We start from the raw sequence: 21470 nt of genomic DNA, 5'->3' as shown, positions 1-21470 counted from the left end.
ATTGGTTTAGAGTTCGTACACTTTACTCTTGTACTGATTTGGGTTTATCGTTTCTAATTGAATTTTTTCTATTGTTTGATTGATTTTATGGAAGACTTTGAAAAATGTATCTAATTCTTCTTCAGTGACTTCTTCTCTAACATGAACGTTGAAATTCTTTATGGTTTCAACAGAGATTTCTTTCTTTCGTTTTCCTTCATCAGTCAAATAAATTCTGACTGACCTCATGTCCACGGGATCCTGCTTTCTATAAATCAATCCTTTTTCCTCCATGGTCTTAAGCATCCTAGTCAAGCTACGAGCTTCCAGTCCCATCAGTGGAGCGATTTTAGTTGCAGGTGTTCCATCTTTTGAATTGATATTGATCAAAACATAGCCGATAGACGCAGTAAAATCCTCTAAAGCTGCCTTCTGATTGTACATTCTAGAGATCGCATGCCAAGAGCTTTTAATATGGAAATCTACCGTTTCTTCACGTTTCATAGGCATATTGATATTTACATGTACAATTTAGGAAAAATTTGTTATGCATACATACTATTTTTCAAAAAAGTTATGCATGCAGAAGAAATATAAAAATGTTTTATTTTACTATAAAGAAATATTATTCTGATTTAATATTATTTACTACGAATTTTAATATAAAATGGTATAGAAAACCGATCATACCAAAATAAGTTTCTTAAAAAATTTGAATCTTTACTAAATAGAAAAAGTGATTAAAAGATTATGTTGAATCTTTTAATCACTTTTTTAACTATTCAATTGATAACTCAATTAACTATATAGTCCCTCGATCTCTTTTTCAAATTTACTGTGAATGACTTTTCTCTTCAGTTTCATTGTAGGCGTCATTTCACCAGATTCTATTCCCCAAGACTTTGGAAGTAATTTGAATCTTTTGATTTGCTCCCATTTTCCAAAATACTTGTTCAATTGATCGATCTCTCTTTGATACTTTTCAATCATATCAGGCTTTTGGATCATTTCTTCGTCAGAAGTATATGGGATATCCTTATGCTTGCAATATTCTCTCAGACCATCGAAGCTAGGGACAATTAATGCAGCAGGATAATTCTTATTTTCTCCAACCACTATCAATTGCTCAATAAGGGAAGATTCCTTGAATTTATTTTCCATTGGCTGTGGCGCAATGTATTTTCCACCAGATGTCTTGAACATCTCTTTTTTCCTATCGGTAATTTTCAAGTAATCTCCTTCGTGAAGCTCTCCAATATCTCCAGTATGGAACCAACCATCTTTGATGACATCGTTGGTCATATCAGGCTGTTTGTAGTATCCTTGCATGACATTCGGTCCTTTGACCAGGATTTCTCCGTCTTCAGCGATTTTAACTTGAACTTCATTGACTAATTTCCCAACATATCCTATTCGAATATCTCTCAGATTACAAACAGAAGCTGAAACCACAGGTGAAGTCTCTGTCAATCCATATCCTTCACAGACTGGAATCCCGGCACTCCAAAAAACTCTTGCCAAACGAGGTTGCAAAGCTGATGCTCCAGAATTGATTTGTAAGATATTACCACCTAAAGCTTCTCTCCATTTGCTGAATATGATTTTATTTGCCAAGTTTAGTTGGAAATCATACCAAAATCCTTGGGACTTATTGGGTTCGTACTTTAATCCTAAATTTAATGCCCAAAAAAATAATGACCTTTTTAAACCTGTCAAATCATAACCTTTAGCGACGATTTTATCATAAACTTTCTCCAATAGCCTTGGCACTGTATTGAAAACTTGAGGCTGAACTTCTTTGAGGTTTTCACCAATTGTTTCCATGCTTTCAGCATAGTAAATGGAAACCCCCATATACATAAAACAAAATGATCCCGTACGTTCGTAAATATGACAAAGGGGTAAAAAACTTAATGCTTTTGATGTTCCTTTTGGAATAACTAATCTATCTTCCACAGCCATTAAGTTGTGAATGATATTTCTGTGACTTAACATAACTCCTTTTGGTCGGCCAGTCGTACCAGAAGTATAAATGATAGTAAAAAGATCGTCAGATTTGATTTTTTCTTTTTTGGATTCAAGATCAGCCAAGTTTCCAGATTCTCCGGATTTCATGAAATCTTCCCAATTCTGACAAGCATCCAATTGATCAAAAGAAAGAATTTTGATCTCAGTATCTTCTGTAGCAATTTTCGCTTTTTGGTAGATTTCATCGTTTCCAACAAATACCATTTTCACTTCAGCATGCTCAAAAATATATTTATAATCATCAGCAGAAATTGTCGGATACATGGGGACGGATATCGCTCCGATTTGCTGGAGTGCCAAATCAATAAAATTCCATTCAGGTCTGTTGTCTGAAATAATAGCTACTTTTTCACTTGGTGCTATTCCAGCAGAGATAAAAGCCAAACTCAAATTGTCTACAATAGACTTAAATTCCTTAGAAGAATAGGTTTTCCAAGCTCCATTTAGTTTTTGAGCCAAAGCTATTTCTTTGTCATAAGTTGCTATCTGGTAATTGATGATATCAAAAATTCGATTAATCTGCATGATCCTTTAGTTTTTGGGTTTGTTAGGGTCATTCAAATTATAAAAATGTAGTGAAGAAAACAAGGTTCGTTTTTTTATGAGTTATCCACCGTTCTTTATCTTCAATCGGTTAATTATTTAAAAGAAATAGTTAAAGGTATTAAGGTGTGGATTTGTGGATAATAAAATGTCTTTTATTTCCCCACTGAGGTAAGTGCTCTATAATTGATGTTATCCACCTTTTACCAACAAAAATAATTTGTTTAAAATTTTGAAAATGAAGTTTATACGTATTTGTTATGATTTATATGTTTATAATTTTTTATTGCTATTTGTCTATATCTTTATGTGTTTGAAAATGTGGATTTCTGTTTATAATTTTAGACTTATCCTCATTTTGTTTCAAATATTTTATTTGAGATGTTTTATCTGTGTATATCTATTAAGTTATTAAAATGTTATTGACAGTTATTCACATTTCGACTTGATATTATTCACATTTTAACGTTTGTCCAAAGAGCTTTCTGCTCTAGTTTCTTTCGTTTTCTTCTCTTATTAATTTGATATCTTCTGTATTTTCGGTAGTGTCAGATGGTAGATTATTAATTGATTTTGTTATTACGAGAATATCATTTGTCCATCCTGCTTTTACGATGATATCCATTGATTTAGTGTCATTTGGATTTCTATAATAATAGACTTTCTCAGCTTGCTTGTTTTGTAGCATATTAGAAGGATCCCATCTTTTATTTCCATTCTCGTCAAGTATAACTCTTAATGTGTATGTTCCTGCTTCAAAATCTTTAAATGAATGTTTATTTGTTTCTTCTAGATATGCCTCTTTATAAACTTTTGATCCATTTTTATCTAAAAGTTGTATTAATAAAGGTCTGAAATCAGTATCTATTGTTACGTCCAAAGATGTCACTAGTGTTTCTGAAGCTAATTTTTTATAATTAGCTTCTATTTTATTTTCATTGTAAAGTCCTTCAACATCTTTAAAAGTAGAATCTGCTGCAAATATTGTAAATGTAGAATTCGTTAAACTATCTGTGATGGGGATATCAATATTGATTTTTGTGTAATTTGTACTATCCTTTAGATAAATCCAATCTCTTTCTATTTTAATGATAGATGCTGTATCATATTTGACAAAAAGCGAATCTAAATTGATTTCTGAGATAGGTTTGTTAAATGTTAATTCTGCTTTAATTTCATTAAGAAATCCTAATCCTGAATTTATAGATTGCTCTAATTTTTCTTTAATTCTATCACTTTCTTCAAATTTAAGATAGACCATTGTATCTAATGAAAAACCAACAGAATCTTTAAGTATTATTCTTGCTTGTATGCTGTCATTTCTTAATTCTGTATGATATAGTCTAAGATTTTTTTCTGTTTGTCTATAAAATAGTTTCTGATTTATATCCTGATGTTCTATTTTGATATCTGTAGGATATTTGCTTAAAACTAGGTCGTAGTTTTGTCCTACTGTTGATGATCTGTTAATTTTTAATTCTGAAATATCTGCTTTTGATAATGTAAATTCTATTCCTTCAAGATTATCTTTAATCGTTATTGTATCTCCATAAAAGGCATAAGGTTCGGATTTATCTTCAGCTTTAAGGTTGTTATTTGAATCAAACCAAGCATATGCTCTATATTCACCAGCTTTGATATTGGTGATCTCAAAATTGCCAGAACTATCAGCTGCTGCTATGTAATAAGGTGCTGCTGTGAGTACGTCTGTTGTATCATTTTTTTCATAAAGACCTATTAATACATCTTTAATGAATTTTTCTTTTGGTGGAAATGTGTAAGTAACATTTCCCTTTAGTTTTAGACTATCAATATATTCACCTGTGGAAAACACAAGCTTCAAATTCTCTGCAGGATTGCTTTCTGTAATATCTTGAATACTTTTTTGAAAATTGAATACGTATGTTGTACTGTCTTCAAGTTCTTGATTAAGTTTGATAACTACTTTATTTTTTAAAGCAGTTACAATCATTTCATCTTTGTTTATTCTTGGTGTGACAATAATTAGTTTATTGGGTGTTTCAATTTTTATAAATTCGTTGAATTCAAGTTCTATTGTTTCAGGTTTAATGTTTGTTGATTCATTAATTGGTTTGATAGAAAGTAATTCTGGTGGTGTTTCATCTTTATCTCCACCCATTGGAGTGTTTTGTTTTGCACAAGAATATAAAATTATAATGATAATTATTGAGAATATTTTAATTAATAATTTCATTTCTTCTTTAAAATATATAATATACTAGAGTAATTATTTTCATTAGATTTTGCCCATTTGTTTGAAATGAAACCATTCTTTACAGCTTTTAGGTAAGTTTTTAAAGTACTTTCATTTGGATGAATATGTTGCTCTGATAATATGGAAACATAATAGCTGTCAAATGGCATTGGTTTTTTATCAACGATAGAAAGTTTCATTTCTTCTGCTAAAAATGACATACTTTTTTGATTAAAATGATACAGATGTCTTGGAACATCTAATGCTGCCCAGTTTTCTTTGTAGTGTTTTGCATCCCATGAATCAATGTTAGGAACTGCAATAATTAATGTACCTTCTTTTTTTAATTTTTTTAGTAGACTTTGAAGTGTTTTTCTCAAACCATGTATATGTTCCAACACATGAAATAATGTAATGGTATCAAATTTTTTAGAATCTTCTATTTCATCTATTTGCTTTGATATCTTCAAACCAAGTGATCCTGCTATTTCTCTTGCTTTATTGTTAGGCTCTATTCCATCTATTTTATAACCATTTTCTTGTGCTTTTTGTAGAAAATAGCCTGTTCCACAACCGTAATCAAGAATATTAGAATTGGATAGCGTGTATTTTTTTAAAAGTTTAATTTTACTGTTAAGTGTTATTTTTCTTACTTGTTTATATAATCTATTGGTAATATTATTTGACTTGTCTTGGTGAGATATATAGTCTTCAAATTGATAATATTTTCCTATTGATAATTTGTCTGGTCTTGGGTTTGTAAAAATTAATTCACAGTTGCTGCATTTACATAGACGAAAAATTTCCTTGCTTACAGAATGATCTGTAGCATAGAAATGATTAAGAAAAAGCCCACTTTTACAGAGTGGGCATTTGGTTAATCTTTTGTTCATATTATCTTCCTAAATAAACTGTCAATATCGATAAATCGGCTGGAGATACACCACTTATTCTTGATGCTTGACCTAATGTTTCTGGCTTTACTTTATTCAGTTTTTGCTTTCCTTCTGCTGATAATGCCGTTATAGATAAGTAATCAAAACTTAAAGGAATTTTATAATTTTCCATGTTAGAAAGTTTTTCTACCATTTGTGATTCTTTTTCTATGTAGCTTTCATATTTGATTTGAATCTCTGCCTGTTCTAACACTTCTTTGCTGTATTTTGATAGATATTGTTTGAATTCGTTATCAAACTCCATGATATCTTTTAAACCTAATTGAGGTCTTTTTAACAATTTATCAATAGTTACCTTTTCTTTTATAGTTGCTGTTTCTAGATTTTCTAAACCTTCATTGATTATTTCAGGAGATAGTTTTTTCTGTTTGAGGTCATTAATTAGCTTTTGAGTATCTGATTTTTTGTCTATCATTTTCTCCAATCTCTGATCACTTGCAAGACCTATTTTGTGTCCGAGTTCAGTTAATCTCAAATCTGCATTATCTTGTCTTAGTAGTAGTCTAAATTCTGCTCTTGATGTGAACATTCGGTAGGGTTCCTCTGTGCCTTTATTGATTAGATCATCTATTAGAACTCCGATGTATGCATCAGATCTTTTCAATAGGAAGGGATCTTTTTCTTCCACTTTTAAAGAAGCATTTATTCCTGCAACGAGACCTTGAGATGCTGCTTCTTCATATCCTGTTGTCCCATTGATTTGTCCAGCGAAATATAAATTTTCAATTAATTGGGTTTCTAAGGTTAATTTAAGTTGAGTGGGTGGGAAGAAATCATATTCAATCGCGTAGCCTGGTCGGAACATTTTAGCATTCTCAAATCCAGGGATTTTCCGCATGGCTTCATATTGTACATCTTCTGGCAGGGATGTAGAAAATCCGTTGACGTACATTTCTACTGTATTCCATCCTTCTGGCTCAACAAATATTTGATGTCTTTCTCTTTCAGCAAATCTATTGATTTTATCCTCAATAGAAGGGCAATATCTCGGCCCTAAGCCTTGAATTCTACCATTAAACATTGGTGATCTATTGAATCCAGTTTCTAGGGTGTTATGTACTTCTTTATTTGTATAAGTAATCCAGCAGGTATGTTGTTTTTCTAAGGGTCTTGTTTCGTCAGAATAGGAGAATTTTTCGGGGTTTTCGTCACCATATTGAATTTCCATTTTCGTATAATCGAGAGATCTACCATCAACTCTTGGTGGCGTTCCTGTTTTCATTCTTCCTGCCTCGAAACCGAGTTGAACCAATTGTTCTGTTATTCCTCTTGCTGCTCCTTCCCCTGTTCTTCCTCCTCCAAATTGCTTCTCCCCTATATGAATCAATCCGTTTAAAAACGTCCCGTTTGTAAGTACTACTGATTTAGCAAGAATTTCAAGACCTATGCTTGTTCTTACTCCTGTTACTCGTTTATCTTTTACAATTAGACCCGTAATCATTTCTTGCCAAAAATCTACATTTGGTGTATTCTCTAAGGCTAATCTCCATTCTTCTGCAAAGCGCATTCTATCATTTTGGGTTCTTGGTGACCACATTGCAGGCCCTTTTGATCTATTTAACATTCTAAATTGAATCATGGATTTGTCTGAAATTATCCCTGACATTCCTCCAAGAGCATCGATTTCTCTTACAATTTGTCCTTTTGCAACCCCTCCCATAGCAGGATTACATGACATTTGGGCAATAGTGTTCATGTTCATAGTACACAGAAGTACCTTAGAACCCATCTTTGCTGAAGCATGTGCAGCTTCGCAACCTGCATGACCTGCCCCTACTACTATTACATCGTATTGTGGAAACATAATTTGTTTTTGATGTTCCACGTGAAACAGTTTGGAATCTTAATTCTAAAACTCTACATGTTTCACGTGGAACGTTTATATATTTTTATAAAGAGAAATAGATTGGTCTTCCATTTCTCTCATCATTTTAATATCTTCTAGGCTTTTGTCTTTGTATCCCATCAAATGCAAAACACCATGACTCATTACTCGGTGAAGTTCTTTGTAGAATTCTATATCTTCTTTTATGGCATTTTCTTTTACTCTGTCTATACTGATGAATATATCTCCTTCTATCATTTCTTCATCTTCTGAGTTATCAAAAGTGATGATGTCTGTATAAGTATCGTGATTTAGATATTCTACATTGATATTGAATAGGTATTCATCTGTACAAAATATGTAAGTAAGTTCTCCGATTTGGTAACCTTCTTTTGCTGCTATTTCTTTTAGCCACTTTTTATGAAGGTTTTTATCTTTCAATTTGAAACCTGAATCTTCATCAAAGAATTGAATTGCCATTTTAATACATATAAAATTTTAAAATAGTTTTTCTTCCTTCTTCTTCAAAACTCACATCATCTGCAAGATGCTTCATGATAAATATTCCTCTTCCACCTGCTTTTTCCAAATTTTCCGGAGCTGTTGGGTCTTTCAATTCATCAAATTCAAATCCACTACCTTCATCCTTGATGATAAATTTTATTTCTTCTTCATCAAAGTGTAGCTCCAGATCTACATTTTTAGAAGCATCTCCCTTATTTCCGTGAAGAATAGCATTACTCACGCATTCAGTAACGGAAATCATAATATTTCCATAGATATCATCATCGATGTGGAATCTTTCTTTCGCATTATCAATGAAGCTTTCTATGATTTTAATATTCTCTATTAGAGAAGGGATTGAAATTTTTATAGATTTCATGAAGCTTTTGTTGTATAATTAATGTTTTACTTAAATATTCTTATCTAAAGTTCGATCATAATTGGACAGTGATCTGAGTGATGTGCCTCTGGTAATATGATTGCTCTTTTTACTTTTGATGCTATTGATGGCGTCGCCATGTGATAGTCTATTCTCCAACCTAAGTTTTTGGCTCTTGCTCCTGCTCTGTAGCTCCACCAAGTATATTGATGTGGTTCTTGATTATGTTCTCTAAAAGTGTCTATAAATCCACTTTCAGTAAATTTGTCCATCCATGCTCTTTCTTCTGGTAAGAAACCAGAAGAGTTTTTGTTGGAGATAGGATTGTGAATATCTATAGGCTTATGACAAATGTTATAATCTCCACTTATTATCAAATTAGGAAATTTTCTGCTTAAATCTTGTGTGTAACCATATATGTCATCCAAAAACTTATATTTGAAATCTTGCCTAATATCCCCTGTAGTTCCTGAAGGAAAATAAGCAGAGATAAATGAGAATTCATCAAAATCTGCTCTAATTAATCTTCCTTCATCATCATAATCTTGATAGCCTATTCCAAATTCTACATGCTTTGGTTTTTGTTTGGAAAGTATAGCTGTCCCACTATAGCCTTTTTTTACTGCAGGAAACCAACTTATTTGGTAGCCTAGATCTTCAAATATGCTTTTGTCTATTTGATTTTCGAGTGCTTTTACTTCTTGCAAGCCTATGATGTCTGGATCAGTTGCTTTTAGCCAATCTGCGAAGCCTTTGTTCAAGGCAGCTCTTATTCCATTGACGTTATAGGATACGATTTTCATTGAATTTAGATTTTATTTGATCTCTATTTCAAATTCTTGTTCAAAATATTCCAATACATGAAGCTTTAGAAGTTTTTCTTGTTCTAAAACATCAAAATGAGGGAGCTTTCCCACAAGTTTCCAATGTGGCCAACCATCTTGGTCTATATAATCCAATTCATAAAAGCCAGCTGAGCTGAGTACTTTACAAATTGCGATATGCATCAAGTCTTGTTTTTGCTCTTTGGTAAATGTCTTATTTCCCTGTCCTAACTCTTGAACACCAATTAAAAACAAAACACCATTAAGATCGGCAGGCTTTTTTCCTACTAGTTCTTGAATACCAACTAGGAGTTTGGACCAACGTTTTTCAAGATCAAGATCTTTTTTATACATGCTTTTTTCCTTCTTCTTCTAACAGTTCCCAATATTCTGCAGCTCTTCTCAAATGTGGGATTACAATAGATCCACCAATGAGTGTAGCAATCGAAAATACTTCAAAAACTTCTTCTTTACTTAATCCTGCTTCATAGGATTTGCCAAGATGATATTTGATACAATCATCACAGCGGAGCACCATTGAGCAAGCAAGACCTATCATTTCTTTTGTTTTGACATCTACAGCTCCTTCTGAGTAAGCATTGGTATCAAGGTTAAAGAAACGCTTTATGACTTTATTGTCAGCCGACATGATTTTTTCATTCATTCGACTTCTGTAATCGTTGAATTCTTCTATTAAATTCATTAACTTTTAGATAAGTATTTATATAACCAGCAAATATAACAGGTATTTTGCTGTCATTCAGTTCTAACAAGCCTTTTTGGATATGCGTTTCACTTTTTTTGAAGATTTTTTGGCTCTGGTTTTTCCGAAAACCTGCTGCGTCTGCAAAAGAAGTCTATTTGACTTCGAAAATCAGCTCTGCAAAGTCTGTATTGGTTCTTTGCCTATTACCAATTATCACTTGCAACCACAAAATAATGATTTGGTAGTTAAAGTGATGGGCTTAACAAATCCAAACTTGGTAATGTCATTTCTTAGATTTACAAAACATGGAATGAGTCAAAAACTGCTACATCAATTGAAGTATAAAAATAAACCAGAAGTTGGTTTGGAATTGGGAACAATTTATGGTCATTTACTGAAAAAACATGGTTTCCACGCAAATTGGGACATGGTAGTGCCTGTGCCCCTACATCCTCAAAAACAAAGAAGGAGAGGGTATAATCAAAGTGAACAATTCGCTCAAGGAATAGCGGGAGTTTTGGAAATCCCTATGAATCTGGGGTTAATTAGGACTCAGTTTACTGAAACCCAGACAAAAAAATCGAGAATAGAACGGATTAAAAATGTATCAGAAGTATTTTCTGCAAACAAATCGATTGATTTAAAAGATAAACAAATCCTCTTGGTAGATGATGTAATGACTACAGGGGCTACATTAACATCATGCGCCAATGTACTTTTGGCAGCAAATGCTAAGTTGGTTGATTTGGCAGTAATAGCCGCTGGTCGATTCTGAATAGACTTTATTTATAATTCATTAATGATCAAATAACCAGTATATAAGAGATAGAATAGTACTAAAATAGCTGCCTCCCATCTGTCAAGTTTCTTTCTTTTTCCAGTGAACATAGCTACTATAAGAAAAAGAGTACCTCCTATCAAAATGAAAAAGTCCAAATTGAATTTTGAGTTGTATGCGATTGGGTTTACTACCCCACTTATTGACAGTATTAATAGAATATTGAAAATATTTGAGCCTATTACATTTCCAATTGCTATATCACTATTTTTCTTTGTTGCTGCTACTATAGAGGTGATAAGTTCTGGTAAAGATGTTCCCGCTGCTACAATTGTGAGTCCAATGATTTTTTCACTTACGCCTTAGCTGTTTGCAATATTTACACTGTTGAGCACTACAAGCTGTCCTCCCAGAATCAAGCCTGCTTAACCAAAGATTACTAACAGAACCTGAACTACCATAGAGACATTTTATTTGACTCAAATGTAAATGTTTGTAATTAATCATAATCTTTTTTCGTCCTATATTTCAGATGGTATTTTCTAAAGAGACATTATTCCAATAAGCTTTAAGGAGATTTTTTAAAAAGAAACTTTTTGGTGCTTTAACTTATAGCGATGATTTCATTCTGCAGGGTTTATATTGACAGAAGGTACAGTAGCGGGTGGGTTAATATCAAAAGGCTCCGAAGAAGATTGTGGTATGGGAGCATTAGAAAATAACCCCAAATTCAAGTTTTTCACTTCTGTAGCATTTCGGATTCTAACAGTTACTCTTGGTAAATCTGAAGTGGATCCATCCATCCGTCTTGTTACATTCAGCACATCAAATGCTACTATTCCTAAATTTGAACCTTGAAGATTTCCTACTAAAGGACTATAATTTATAGAAATATCGCTGTCATAAACTAGAGCGTACACTGTTTCACCTTCCAACATCTTCAATCCTGTGGCTCTAAGTGGTGTTACATTTGGGATTTCATCCAGCAAAACTTCAGGATCATCGCCTGAAGCTCCAAGACCAGGTCCAGGCGTTAAATAATTTTGTAAGCCATTTTTAGTTGGCCCAGCATTGATCCAACTACTGGGGATACTTTTTGGAGCAAACCAACCTTCATCACCAACTTGTCCAGTGAAAAGATCAATTGTCCTCCCAGTATTTTCAAGAAAATATTTTAGAATTTGTCTCTGTCCTATTTCTGCAATATTATCATTGACCTCGATTTCTGAAAAATTATTTGGTTCATTTCCATTATCAATGCTGCTTTCATCTATCAATAGAAATATAATTTCTGAATTATTGAACCTACTTTCATTTTCTGAATCATTTGTAGATTCATTTTCTATACAGGAAGAAGCAAGAGAAAAAGTAAGTGCAAGTGAGAAAAGGGCTGATAATGAGCGAGATTTTTTTAGAAAATTCATAAAATAATTGATTAAGTACTGCTTTAAGATAGGTAATTTTAATCTTAGTCGTATCTGAAATGACTATTGTAACTCAATCTTTTCAATTTCTAATTTAAAGCTTTCTGCTTTTCCATTACCAATCATAAATCTAACTTCTTGAATTTGATTGGCATTAAAATTCGGCTGATTCAGCATATTTCCTCGGAAAGTGGGTTCCATTTTGTTAAGAGGAATTTCTATGGTTTGCCATTCTCCAGTTGTTTGAAAAGTTTTTACATAGGAGGCTCTTTCTTTCAAATTGGCTTTTATTCTGAATTGATATTCTTTTCCATCTCCTTTTAATCTGATGATGACCTTTTCAAAACCACTAATGTCCTTGGGATTAAAATGATATTGCATTGACGCAAATCCACCATTATTGTCCAAGGAAACATCTCCAGTAAAAATAGCATGACCGGATTGACTTCGTGAGATTTTACTTTTAGATTTTCCACCCATGACTACGTCATTCTCTATTTCCCAGACAGTCCAATCTTTAGAAGAAGCAAAATCAAATATTACTAAACTGTTCATCATTAAAAGTGTCAAAAATATGGATTTCATTGCTGTTGTTCGTTAATCAATTTTAAGTTCTAAATAATTAACTTACTCAGCTTCAAATAGTTTTTAATCTAAATAGACTTCAATTTAATGAGAGATTTTCTTTATTCGATACTGTCCGTATTATATTTCTCTTTGAAGTTTCTGACTGCTTCCCTTTTTTCTTCTTTTGTAAAATTAAGGTTGTCTTTATTGAAAAACTTGTCTTTCAACTCTTTGAGATCTTTAATTCTTTGATATTCGAACTCCTTGTCATAGATTTTATCAGTTGCAAAAAATAAGTTGTTTTCGTGGAAGTAATAAAGACCCCAATTAAGTGTCTCATCAAAAATCAGTAAGTCGTCTGCAAAGAAAAAATCTTTCCAATATTTAATGATCATTTTCCATGTCAGCGTTGCAAAATGGCCATTGCTTTCATTTTGAAGATAAACAAACTTGTCAAAACGAATTGGCTTATTATAAAGCCATTTTTTAATTTCATCATCACTATTTTCATTTACCTGAAATTCCTCAATGGTGTTGAAATATTTATCATTAAATGGTTTCCAACTAGGTCCGGTGGCCATTTTTGAGCTGCTGATATAATTTTTAAGGAATTGACCTGCATCTTCATTTAGAAAATAAATCTGGTCTTTATGTTCTTGTGGTAGCTTTTCGACTTCTTCAGGTGTCCATAAAAAACCATAAGTATCTGGAATCTCAGAAGAAAAGGTCTTTATATTCTCAAAATTTATCATTTCTGGCTGAATAACCTGTTTATAGATGTCTTGTATCTATTTAAAGATTTTTTTTCAAACATCATTGTGGTTAGATCAAAATAAAAGGAATAAATCTATTACCAACTTCCTCCAGCACCGCCACCGCCAAAGCTACCCCCACCAAATCCGCCGAATGAACCGCCACCGCCACCAAAACCTCCTCTTCCTGAAGAAAAGTCTCCAAATTTACCTCTGCTTCCACCGCCTAGCATATTTGCAAGCATTATGGTTGTGAAAAGATCTACTCCGCCACCTTTACCACCCATGTGGTTGTCATTGTCCTTGCGGTTTCTGATGAGAGGTAGTATCACAAAAACGAAAATAAAAAACAAAAACATCAGTAAAGCTCCACCGGAATTTCCTGAGGAAGTTACTTTTTCTGCCTCGTATTCTCCAGATGCAAGCTTAAATATCATATCTGTGGCTTTATCCAAACCTGTATAGTAATCTTCCATCCGGAAATTAGGCACGATTAGTTGATCCACTATCCTTTTCGCCAAAGCATCTGGAATTGCTCCTTCCATACCATATCCCGTCGCAATAAAGACTTTTCGATCTTTCATAGCGGCTAAGATTAAAATACCATTATCAAGGTCTTTTCTTCCTATTCCCCAATTTTCTCCCAATTGAAAAGTATAATCACTGATATCATACGGACCAACAGAATTGATCAAGACGATGCTTACTTGAGAGGAAGTACTGTCATTGTACGCGACAAGTTTACCTTCCAGTTGCCGAACTTCTGTATCGGAAAGGGTATTCGAAAAATCATTTACTAAGCGAGGAGGGTTTGGTTTTTCTGGAAAATCACCCTGTGCCAAGCTTACAAATGAAAGAGTAAATAATAGAAGAGTAGTAAAGAGATGTTTATTGGTCATGATGTCTTATCCAAAGGATATTTCGTCGGGGAGTTCATTGATGTCTCCTTTTTGTTCATATGGAAAATGTTGCTGAAGTTGTTGTCCAGACATTTCTATGCCTTTTCTTAGTCCTTCTGTAAAAGCCCTAGTTTTGAAATGGAGCAGCATTTCTTCTTTAATATTTTCCCAGAAGTTTTCAGGGACTACTTTATTGATGCCAGCATCTCCAAGTATGGCAAACTTATGCTCTTCGACAGCAAGATAGAAAAGCACCGCATTGCGGTGCTTTGTCTTATGCATCTTGAGCTTTTCAAATACTTCAGCAGCACGGTCTAGCACATCACCTTTGCAGTGGTTTTCGATGTGAACTTGGATTTCTCCCGAGGTTTCTTTTTCTGCGGCTTTAATTGCCTCCAATAGAATACCCCGATCAGAATTACTGAATAATTTTTCGGCCATGTTTATTTTTTTAGAATTCTACAGTTGGGGCATTTTCAGCTCCTGCCGAAGCTTCGAAATAGCCTTTTCGCTCAAAGCCATACCAACCAGCAAAAATATTATTTGGGAATGTTCGAAGATTGGAGTTGTAGCTTTGAACTGATTGGTTGAAGTTTCTTCTTGCTACAGCAATTCTATTTTCTGTGCCTTCAAGTTGTGCCTGAAGTTCAAGGAAGTTTTGATTTGCTTTTAGGTCAGGATATCTTTCTACAGCAACTAGAAGCCTGCTGAGTGATCCGCTTAATTGATCTTGAGCTTCTTGGAACCTTGCAATATTCTCTGGAGTCAAGTCATCTGCTTGGAGGGTGATGGAAGTAGCTTTTGCACGGGCTTCGATTACTCCTGTCAAAGTTTGCTGCTCAAAATCAGCATAACCTTTTACTGTATTGACAAGGTTTGGGATGAGGTCAGCTCTTCTTTGATATTGAGTTTCTACTTCTGCCCATTCACCGTTGATAGTTTCTTCGGTTTGTACGAATGTGTTGTATACGCCAACAGCTTTGGTATAAACGAATAGCCCGATCAGCGCAATGATGATAATAGGAATTAATGCTTTTTTCATAGAATTGGTGTTTTTAAAAACAATGCAGGTATTTGACGTAAATTTACGAGAGAGGTTTATTATAAATGGGGTTTTTTTCAAATATCTTGAGTCTTCTCTTCTTTTTAAGACAAAATCTTAAGTATTTCCGATGAGGTTTTTAAGATAAATATAAAAGGTTGTGCCTTTCCCCACTTCACTTTCTACATGTAAGTTGCCATCGTGTGCTCGAATTTGTTCCCTGACCAAATATAGACCTAAGCCTTTTCCCTCCACGTGGGAATGAAATCTCTGATAAAGACCAAATAATCGATCACCATACCTTTCTAGGTCTATTCCTATGCCATTATCTTTAAACTCGATTACAGTGAAATGCCCTTCTTCGTAAGTTTTGATACTTATATTTAGGTTTCTTTTAGGGTGCTTATACTTGATGGCATTTGTAGTCAGATTGATTAAGAAATTTTCCAAATGTGAATACACATAATTGATGTAAGATTTTTTTGTAAAGTCTTTAGAGATTTTTGTTTTAGCTTCTTTTAGTTGTTTTGAGAGGCTCTTTTCTATGTTTCCAGAAATTGTCTCAAAATCAACTTTTTCAATTTTCGGAAGCTTGTTCTTTTTTATAGCGACTACATCAATAAGGTCTTGTAAGGTGTGGTTTAAGATCCTAGTTGAAATTCTTAAATTATCGATAATCTCAATATTTTCATTATCAGCAGGATCAAGGCTGTTGTATAATTCCAAAAGAGAAGTAATATTGACTATTGGGGCTCTTAGGTTATGAGAAATGATATAGGCAAAACGCTGAAGTTCTTCATTCTGAGATTTGAGGTCTTTGATTAATAGGTTTCTTTCCTCCTCTGCATTTTTACTTTCTGTAATATTTTGGGTAACCAAGAGAATTCTATCAATTTCTCCTTGATTATTCACCAGCGGAACCCCACTTTTCAGATAATATTGGTCACCGATCACAAGCTCAAACATCACTTGTTCTCCTTTCAATACTTTCTTCAGCTGAAGGTTGACTTCATTAGCGATTTTTGGAGTGTACTTGGCAATCAACGAAGTGCCAATTAAATAACTTGGATCAATATCTTGTTGTCTATATTCTTTGCCGTCTGTATACACATACATCAGGTTTCTATCCAAAACTTCTATTGTTCCTTTCGGAAAATTCTCCGCTATACTTCTAAATAGTTGTTCTGATGATAAAAGTCGTTTTTCGTAAGATAATCTACTCAATTCAGCACCAATTCTATCAGCAAGCACATTCAGTACAGCAGAATAAGCTGTGCTGACTTGAATTTGCTTGGTATTCATCAATACCAACATCCCGAGTTTATTATCATTGATATCCAAAATGCTTACTCCCATGTAAGCAGAAATGTCCATTTTGACCAAATCTTCATCTAGTGGGAATTGTTTTTGGACATCTTGCAAAATTATTAGTGGGCTATTACTTCTTAGACATTTTTCACAAGGAGAATTGGCAATATCATAGCGGAAGTTTTTGAGTTTTTTCCCGTTTTTAAAAATTGAAATAGCGGATGCTTTTTCATTGTTCTCTTCCACTTCAGAGATAAAGCAATATTCCATTCCCATTTTCTCAGATAGAAATAATGTAAGTGCATCAAAAAATTCCTGTCCGCTAAACTTGGAAGTCCGCTCAGTAAGTTCAGCCAGGACATTATGAACATATTCTTGCTCGTTGATATCTTCTATTATGGCTTCAAAACTGTTGTCACCAATTGCTTTTGCGCGGACTCTTATGTGGAATAATTGCTTGGAAAAATAACTAATATAAGGACCTTCATAGTATCCTGATCCCTCGTTGATTGTAGATTGATAAGTATTTGATATTGGGTGATTATCGACTAGATCAAAAAGGTTTTTCCCTATGATTTGATTTTCCTCCTGAACTCCGAGGCTTAAAATAAATTGTTTATTTGCTGCAATGATTTTACCAGTCTGATCAAAATGAAAAATTGCTAGTGGGTTTTCATCAAAAAGGGATTTATATTTCAAGAGGTTTAATCGAGATTCTTTTTCTTTGATTTTGCTTTCTGTAATATCTATGAATATACCAGCCCAAATAGATTCTTTTTGATACTTTTTTAATCTGTTTGAAGCGCCATAAACCCATTTCTCCTTGCCGGAGGTAGTTTTGATCCTAAATTCACACGAGAACTTTTGGTTTTTGGTGTAGGCATTTCTGTCTGCAGCTAAAACGGACTCGAGGTCTTCGCTTAAAATTAAATTCTCAAATGTTTTTTCGTCCTGTATGATATCCCTTGGTTCTATTTCAGCCAATTCTTTACTGCCTTCACTTACAAAAATATATTGATGTGTGCCATCCGGGAATGATTTCAACATATAGACTATTCCTGGTACAACGCCCGTTAGCTCGTCCAAGATCGTCTTGTTGTCAATTAGTTCTTTTTCTATTTCTTTCAATTCAGAAATATCTCCAATCACTCCCAAGATGATGTCAGAGTTCAAATCATCTCCATTGAAATTTCGAATTTCATCTTGTAAGAAAATATAATTGCCATCAGCATGAAGAAATTTATAAATAATGGTGTTGCTATGTTCAAACCCTTTTTGGAAAACAACCCTGTCATCGAGGTGGATCAACTCTTCCCAATCTTTGATAGAGAAATCTACAAAATAGGAAGGGTCATAACCTAAGACATTTTTTATCGCTCCAGAAATAGAAAGTTCGTTTTTTTTGCGATCTAGTTCGTAATAAACCAAATTCCCATTTTGATTATTGGAGATATTTTCGACGAGCTGTTTTTCTACTGCTGACTGTGATGTATGATATTCTAGTTGAATCAAAGAAATATCTCCTTGAAGCGTTTTTTTTGTTAGGTACAAGCGGTTTGGAAAAATAGTGATAAATGAATTATCAGATTTTTTTCCGAAATTCTGAAGCGCTTTTTTATCTACAAATGAAAATTTTGACTTGATCAATTGCTGCCAATTTTCAAAAGTTCTAGACTCACTGCTTTCTTGTAAAATTGGGTAATGATTGGTGCCTTCTACGATCCAGGCATATTTGATGCTACTTGCCGTCTGTAAAGGAGAAATAAGTGCATTGATAAGGTAAGAACCGTCTTCTTGGCTTATCACATAGCCTTCAATTTCTACCCAAAGAAAATGGTTTTCTTTGAGGATAATTGGACAAATAAATTTATCTCCATTTCCCAATGCTTTGAATAGGTAGTCAAAAATGGGCCTTTTGAGTGTCGGAAAGATTTTTTCAAAAAAATGTTCTTTATAGAACTTTGTATCTCCATTGATTATTTCTCGGATTTCGGAAGAAATATAAAGAAGTTCAAATGTACTGTCTTGGTATTTTTTCAGTGTAAGAAGAATATTCTGAAATCTTGATCTTGGTTGTTCAGACATCTTTTTATTAGATTAAAATTTTACTTTGTTTACTGTAATTCACTAATTTTTTAAAAATTTAACCTATCAAAGATACTAATTTCATAAGAGAAATAAGAATATGTAACCTTAGAACTTTTTAATGTTGGGTGAATTAAACGTTTGTTTTTGCTTGAAATTTTCTACTTCCTTATCCACTTATTAAATCTGTCTTCTCAACATAAATTTAAACTCAAATTCATTAAAAATTTCTTCATTTTCAGTTGATGGTCGTAATACTTTGATTGAAATTACCCGGCCTACCTCGGATCTAAAAACTTTGATAATATCTGAAAGCTCCCAAAAACCGATTGGTATTTTATTGATTTCGATTATTTCATCAAGTACTCTAACACCAGCATTAAATGCGGGAGATTGTTCTTTTAATCTCGCTACATATACTCTTCTGATATCAGAAGGAAGAATTTTAGGCGTAATTCCACTCATGTCAAATTCAAAAGGATTAGTAAATGTCACTGACCTTTTGAATAGAAAACGTTCTCTTGGGTAATCAATAATCAGCTCAAGCCTTCCAAGAAGTTCAGAGCCAATACTCCCCTGCCGACCTGTTTCTTTGATGATGTAGCTGTATTCAGTTTCAAAAGGATATGAGGTGATTATGTTGTTGAATCGTAAGCCATTGAGAGATAAAAATTTCGATCTTCCGACTACTCCAAATAAATCTCCTCCAAGTGATCTTCCTAAGTCTGTTTCGAGGTTGACTGGAGGGATGACAATTTCCTCGGTGGATTCCTTATTGAGTAGCAGACCATGATTTGCCCCTGTGTCTATCAAAAGTTTTGTATACAAATCTTCACCAGCGACTTGCTTTACTTTTGCGTTGATATAGGGTTTGTTGTATTCAATGGGCATTTTCAATTTCCTAAAACCGATTGGTCTCCACTTCAAGGCATCTGTTTTATAGAAAAACATCTTTCCTCTATCATAATCGATCCTGACTGGATTAAACTTGAAAAATTCGTAACCTAGTACCCCATATATTGGTATGCCAATGACACTTTCTAATTCAAAGAAATCTTCATCAAGTACTAAAATAGTCTGAATTTTTCCCTCAACATTACCAAGGTCAAAATGATTATTTGGGGATACTGATGCCGTCAAGACTGTCTTGCCATCTGCGCCTACTAGGTTTAGACTTCTGGTATATTGTAAACCAAGCTGATTCGCTAGAGTTTTGCTAAAGAATATGTTTGTTCTTACGCCAGTATCAACAATAAAATTGACAGGTTCATTACCGTTGATTGAAACAGGGACGATGATCAGATTATTGGAATTGATAAATGGAATTTCTGCTTTTCTGGATTCTTTTTTCATAAAAAACCCAGGAACTTGTGCAAAGCATGCCTTGCTGAAAATAAGGCAGATTTGGGCGATTGTTAAGAACAGTACTTTGGGCATAAAATCCTTAAGGGCTGATTTTTTTCATTCATTAATATAAGAATAAATAAAATCAAAATATGTTTTCGATCAGCTTTAAATATCTGAGAAATTTACTGATAATCAGACCCTGAAAGACTGTTTGATTCTTGAATTTCGGGATTTGACTTGCTATTAAGTTGAAAATATCTAAAAAATCCTGCATCTTAGATTTTTAGAAGCATTTGATATGGCAGAAAAGTCGGTAGTAGATAAAGCAAAAAAAATTTTTGAAAATTTCCTCTCAAGACAAGGAAGCAGAAAAACTCCAGAGAGATTTTCTGTGATAGATGAACTCTACGCGCTTCCTCAAGATGAGCATATTGATGTGGAGGGACTATTTCTATTAATGAGAAATAAGGGATATACAATCAGCAGGGCTACAATCTATAATACATTAGACCTTTTGGTGGAATGTGGCTTAGCTGTCAAGCATCAATTTAAAGATAAAGTTGCACTCTACGAACAAGCTTTGACTTATAAGCACCATGATCATCATGTCTGTAATCAATGCCGAAAAATTCGTGAATTCTCAGACGAAAGGCTTAATCTGATCAAAGAGGCTATGGGAAGAGAATTTCGATCAGCAATCAGCAGTCATTCTTTGGTTCTTTATGGAGATTGTCAAATTCAAAATTGTGAAAACCTACAATTTGGTTGATTTACTTTTTGAAGATCTTCTTATAGATAGGTTTTCTATAGAGAAATTGTAAATATATTGCAGGGTATAATAGTAAAGTCATGATCCCCAATGGCCCTTGGTAGGTAATTTCATCTCTAATGATGGATCCCGTTCCATTTTTAATAATTCGATGTTTGTGTTGCCATGACTTGAGGAAAAACGGAAGCTCTACTCCTTCATCGATAAAGTAAAACTCCTTATCATTTGTCTGATCATCAGTGATTTCACTAGTCCACTTTTGTTTAAAAAAAAGGAAGTTTAATTCTAAAGTAACCACATCACCTTTTGCAGATCCATCAAATCGCAATAACTTGACAGGAGGAAATGGAGGACTTAATTTTGAAAAAAGGGTTTGATCGAAACCACTTTTTACTTGAAGGTAATCTTGCTCAACTGATGTTTCTATGATTATTTTCATTTGGATTGATAAGCGTGTTTTGTAGAAAAATGTTTGAACAAGTATCACTCTAGGAGTGAGATTTCTTACAAGTAAGAGTTAAAAAAAAGAGGAAGTTAGCA

At 33.5% G+C, this 21470-nt stretch carries 22 protein-coding genes; 2 read left to right on the top strand and 20 right to left on the bottom strand.

Translation table 11 applies throughout. The features are described from left to right. Positions 1–6: 6 nt before the first annotated feature. From BELBA_RS04970 to BELBA_RS04925, 10 genes are all read right to left on the bottom strand, one after another. Complete coding sequence (locus BELBA_RS04970; protein ID WP_041779525.1) at positions 7–483, bottom strand: MarR family winged helix-turn-helix transcriptional regulator; 477 nt, start codon at positions 481–483, stop codon at positions 7–9. Positions 484–777: 294 nt separating this feature from the next. Then, a complete protein-coding gene (locus BELBA_RS04965) occupies positions 778–2532 on the bottom strand; it encodes an AMP-dependent synthetase/ligase (protein WP_014771659.1) in 1755 nt (584 codons plus the stop codon). A gap of 508 nt (positions 2533–3040) precedes the next feature. After that, positions 3041–4765 (bottom strand): Ig-like domain-containing domain, encoded by a 1725-nt coding sequence (locus BELBA_RS04960; protein ID WP_014771658.1) that lies wholly within the window; start codon positions 4763–4765, stop codon positions 3041–3043. Next, entirely contained in the window at positions 4762–5658 is an 897-nt protein-coding gene (locus BELBA_RS04955; protein ID WP_014771657.1) for a class I SAM-dependent methyltransferase, read from the bottom strand. The genes BELBA_RS04960 and BELBA_RS04955 overlap by 4 nt, the downstream gene beginning before the upstream one ends. Position 5659: 1 nt before the next feature. Then, on the bottom strand, positions 5660–7525 hold the full coding sequence (gene mnmG / locus BELBA_RS04950) for a tRNA uridine-5-carboxymethylaminomethyl(34) synthesis enzyme MnmG (protein ID WP_014771656.1): 1866 nt from the start codon (positions 7523–7525) through the stop codon (positions 5660–5662). Between the two features lie 75 nt (positions 7526–7600). Further along, positions 7601–8026, bottom strand: a complete 426-nt coding sequence (ybeY, locus tag BELBA_RS04945; RefSeq protein ID WP_014771655.1) for an rRNA maturation RNase YbeY — start codon at positions 8024–8026, stop codon at positions 7601–7603. 1 nt (position 8027) lies between these two features. Next, positions 8028–8429 carry an ATP-binding protein gene (locus BELBA_RS04940; protein ID WP_014771654.1) on the bottom strand — a complete coding sequence of 134 codons (402 nt, stop codon included), beginning with the start codon at positions 8427–8429 and terminating at the stop codon, positions 8028–8030. Positions 8430–8473: 44 nt separating this feature from the next. After that, positions 8474–9232: an exodeoxyribonuclease III gene (locus BELBA_RS04935; RefSeq protein ID WP_014771653.1), complete on the bottom strand. Its 759-nt coding sequence runs from the start codon at positions 9230–9232 to the stop codon at positions 8474–8476. Positions 9233–9244: 12 nt separating this feature from the next. Continuing rightward, positions 9245–9607 (bottom strand): hypothetical protein, encoded by a 363-nt coding sequence (locus BELBA_RS04930; RefSeq protein ID WP_014771652.1) that lies wholly within the window; start codon positions 9605–9607, stop codon positions 9245–9247. Next, positions 9600–9956, bottom strand: a complete 357-nt coding sequence (locus tag BELBA_RS04925; protein WP_014771651.1) for a carboxymuconolactone decarboxylase family protein — start codon at positions 9954–9956, stop codon at positions 9600–9602. The genes BELBA_RS04930 and BELBA_RS04925 overlap by 8 nt, the downstream gene beginning before the upstream one ends. 82 nt (positions 9957–10038) lie before the next feature. Between BELBA_RS04925 and BELBA_RS04920 the strand changes: the two genes are divergently transcribed. Beyond that, the gene (locus BELBA_RS04920; RefSeq protein ID WP_014771650.1) at positions 10039–10734 is read left to right on the top strand and encodes a ComF family protein; all 696 of its coding nucleotides are present in this window, start codon (positions 10039–10041) and stop codon (positions 10732–10734) included. A gap of 11 nt (positions 10735–10745) precedes the next feature. Here BELBA_RS04920 and BELBA_RS20075 read toward each other — a convergent pair whose 3' ends face one another. The 9 genes from BELBA_RS20075 to BELBA_RS04875 all read right to left on the bottom strand — a co-directional run bounded on the left by BELBA_RS20075 (position 10746) and on the right by BELBA_RS04875 (position 20251). Beyond that, positions 10746–11069 carry a sodium:calcium antiporter gene (locus tag BELBA_RS20075; protein ID WP_342626404.1) on the bottom strand — a complete coding sequence of 108 codons (324 nt, stop codon included), beginning with the start codon at positions 11067–11069 and terminating at the stop codon, positions 10746–10748. Between the two features lie 291 nt (positions 11070–11360). Beyond that, positions 11361–12161 carry a hypothetical protein gene (locus BELBA_RS04910; protein ID WP_014771649.1) on the bottom strand — a complete coding sequence of 267 codons (801 nt, stop codon included), beginning with the start codon at positions 12159–12161 and terminating at the stop codon, positions 11361–11363. A 63-nt stretch (positions 12162–12224) separates the two neighbouring features. Further along, on the bottom strand, positions 12225–12746 hold the full coding sequence (locus tag BELBA_RS04905) for a CIA30 family protein (protein WP_014771648.1): 522 nt from the start codon (positions 12744–12746) through the stop codon (positions 12225–12227). A 101-nt stretch (positions 12747–12847) separates the two neighbouring features. After that, positions 12848–13480, bottom strand: a complete 633-nt coding sequence (locus BELBA_RS04900; protein WP_014771647.1) for a hypothetical protein — start codon at positions 13478–13480, stop codon at positions 12848–12850. A 98-nt stretch (positions 13481–13578) separates the two neighbouring features. After that, positions 13579–14379 (bottom strand): TPM domain-containing protein, encoded by an 801-nt coding sequence (locus tag BELBA_RS04895; protein ID WP_014771646.1) that lies wholly within the window; start codon positions 14377–14379, stop codon positions 13579–13581. Positions 14380–14385: 6 nt separating this feature from the next. Continuing rightward, a complete protein-coding gene (locus tag BELBA_RS04890) occupies positions 14386–14820 on the bottom strand; it encodes a TPM domain-containing protein (RefSeq protein ID WP_014771645.1) in 435 nt (144 codons plus the stop codon). 10 nt (positions 14821–14830) lie between these two features. Continuing rightward, the gene (locus tag BELBA_RS04885; protein ID WP_014771644.1) at positions 14831–15421 is read right to left on the bottom strand and encodes a LemA family protein; all 591 of its coding nucleotides are present in this window, start codon (positions 15419–15421) and stop codon (positions 14831–14833) included. Between the two features lie 117 nt (positions 15422–15538). Further along, complete coding sequence (locus BELBA_RS04880) at positions 15539–18814, bottom strand: PAS domain S-box protein (protein ID WP_014771643.1); 3276 nt, start codon at positions 18812–18814, stop codon at positions 15539–15541. A gap of 180 nt (positions 18815–18994) precedes the next feature. Then, positions 18995–20251 (bottom strand): aspartyl protease family protein, encoded by a 1257-nt coding sequence (locus BELBA_RS04875; protein ID WP_014771642.1) that lies wholly within the window; start codon positions 20249–20251, stop codon positions 18995–18997. A 208-nt stretch (positions 20252–20459) separates the two neighbouring features. Here BELBA_RS04875 and BELBA_RS04870 point away from each other — a divergent pair, with 208 nt between their 5' ends. Further along, a complete protein-coding gene (locus BELBA_RS04870; protein WP_014771641.1) occupies positions 20460–20930 on the top strand; it encodes a Fur family transcriptional regulator in 471 nt (156 codons plus the stop codon). A gap of 1 nt (position 20931) precedes the next feature. On the opposite strand, the gene BELBA_RS04865 is transcribed toward BELBA_RS04870, so the two are convergent. Continuing rightward, positions 20932–21369 (bottom strand): SRPBCC family protein, encoded by a 438-nt coding sequence (locus tag BELBA_RS04865; protein WP_014771640.1) that lies wholly within the window; start codon positions 21367–21369, stop codon positions 20932–20934. Positions 21370–21470 lie beyond the last annotated feature (101 nt).

The sequence above is a fragment of the Belliella baltica DSM 15883 genome (genome assembly GCF_000265405.1).
In the GTDB taxonomy this organism is placed as follows: Bacteria; Bacteroidota; Bacteroidia; order Cytophagales; family Cyclobacteriaceae; genus Belliella; species Belliella baltica.
The sequence above is the reverse complement of the archived record's forward strand: the minus strand, read 5'-3'. Positions and strand labels throughout refer to the sequence as shown.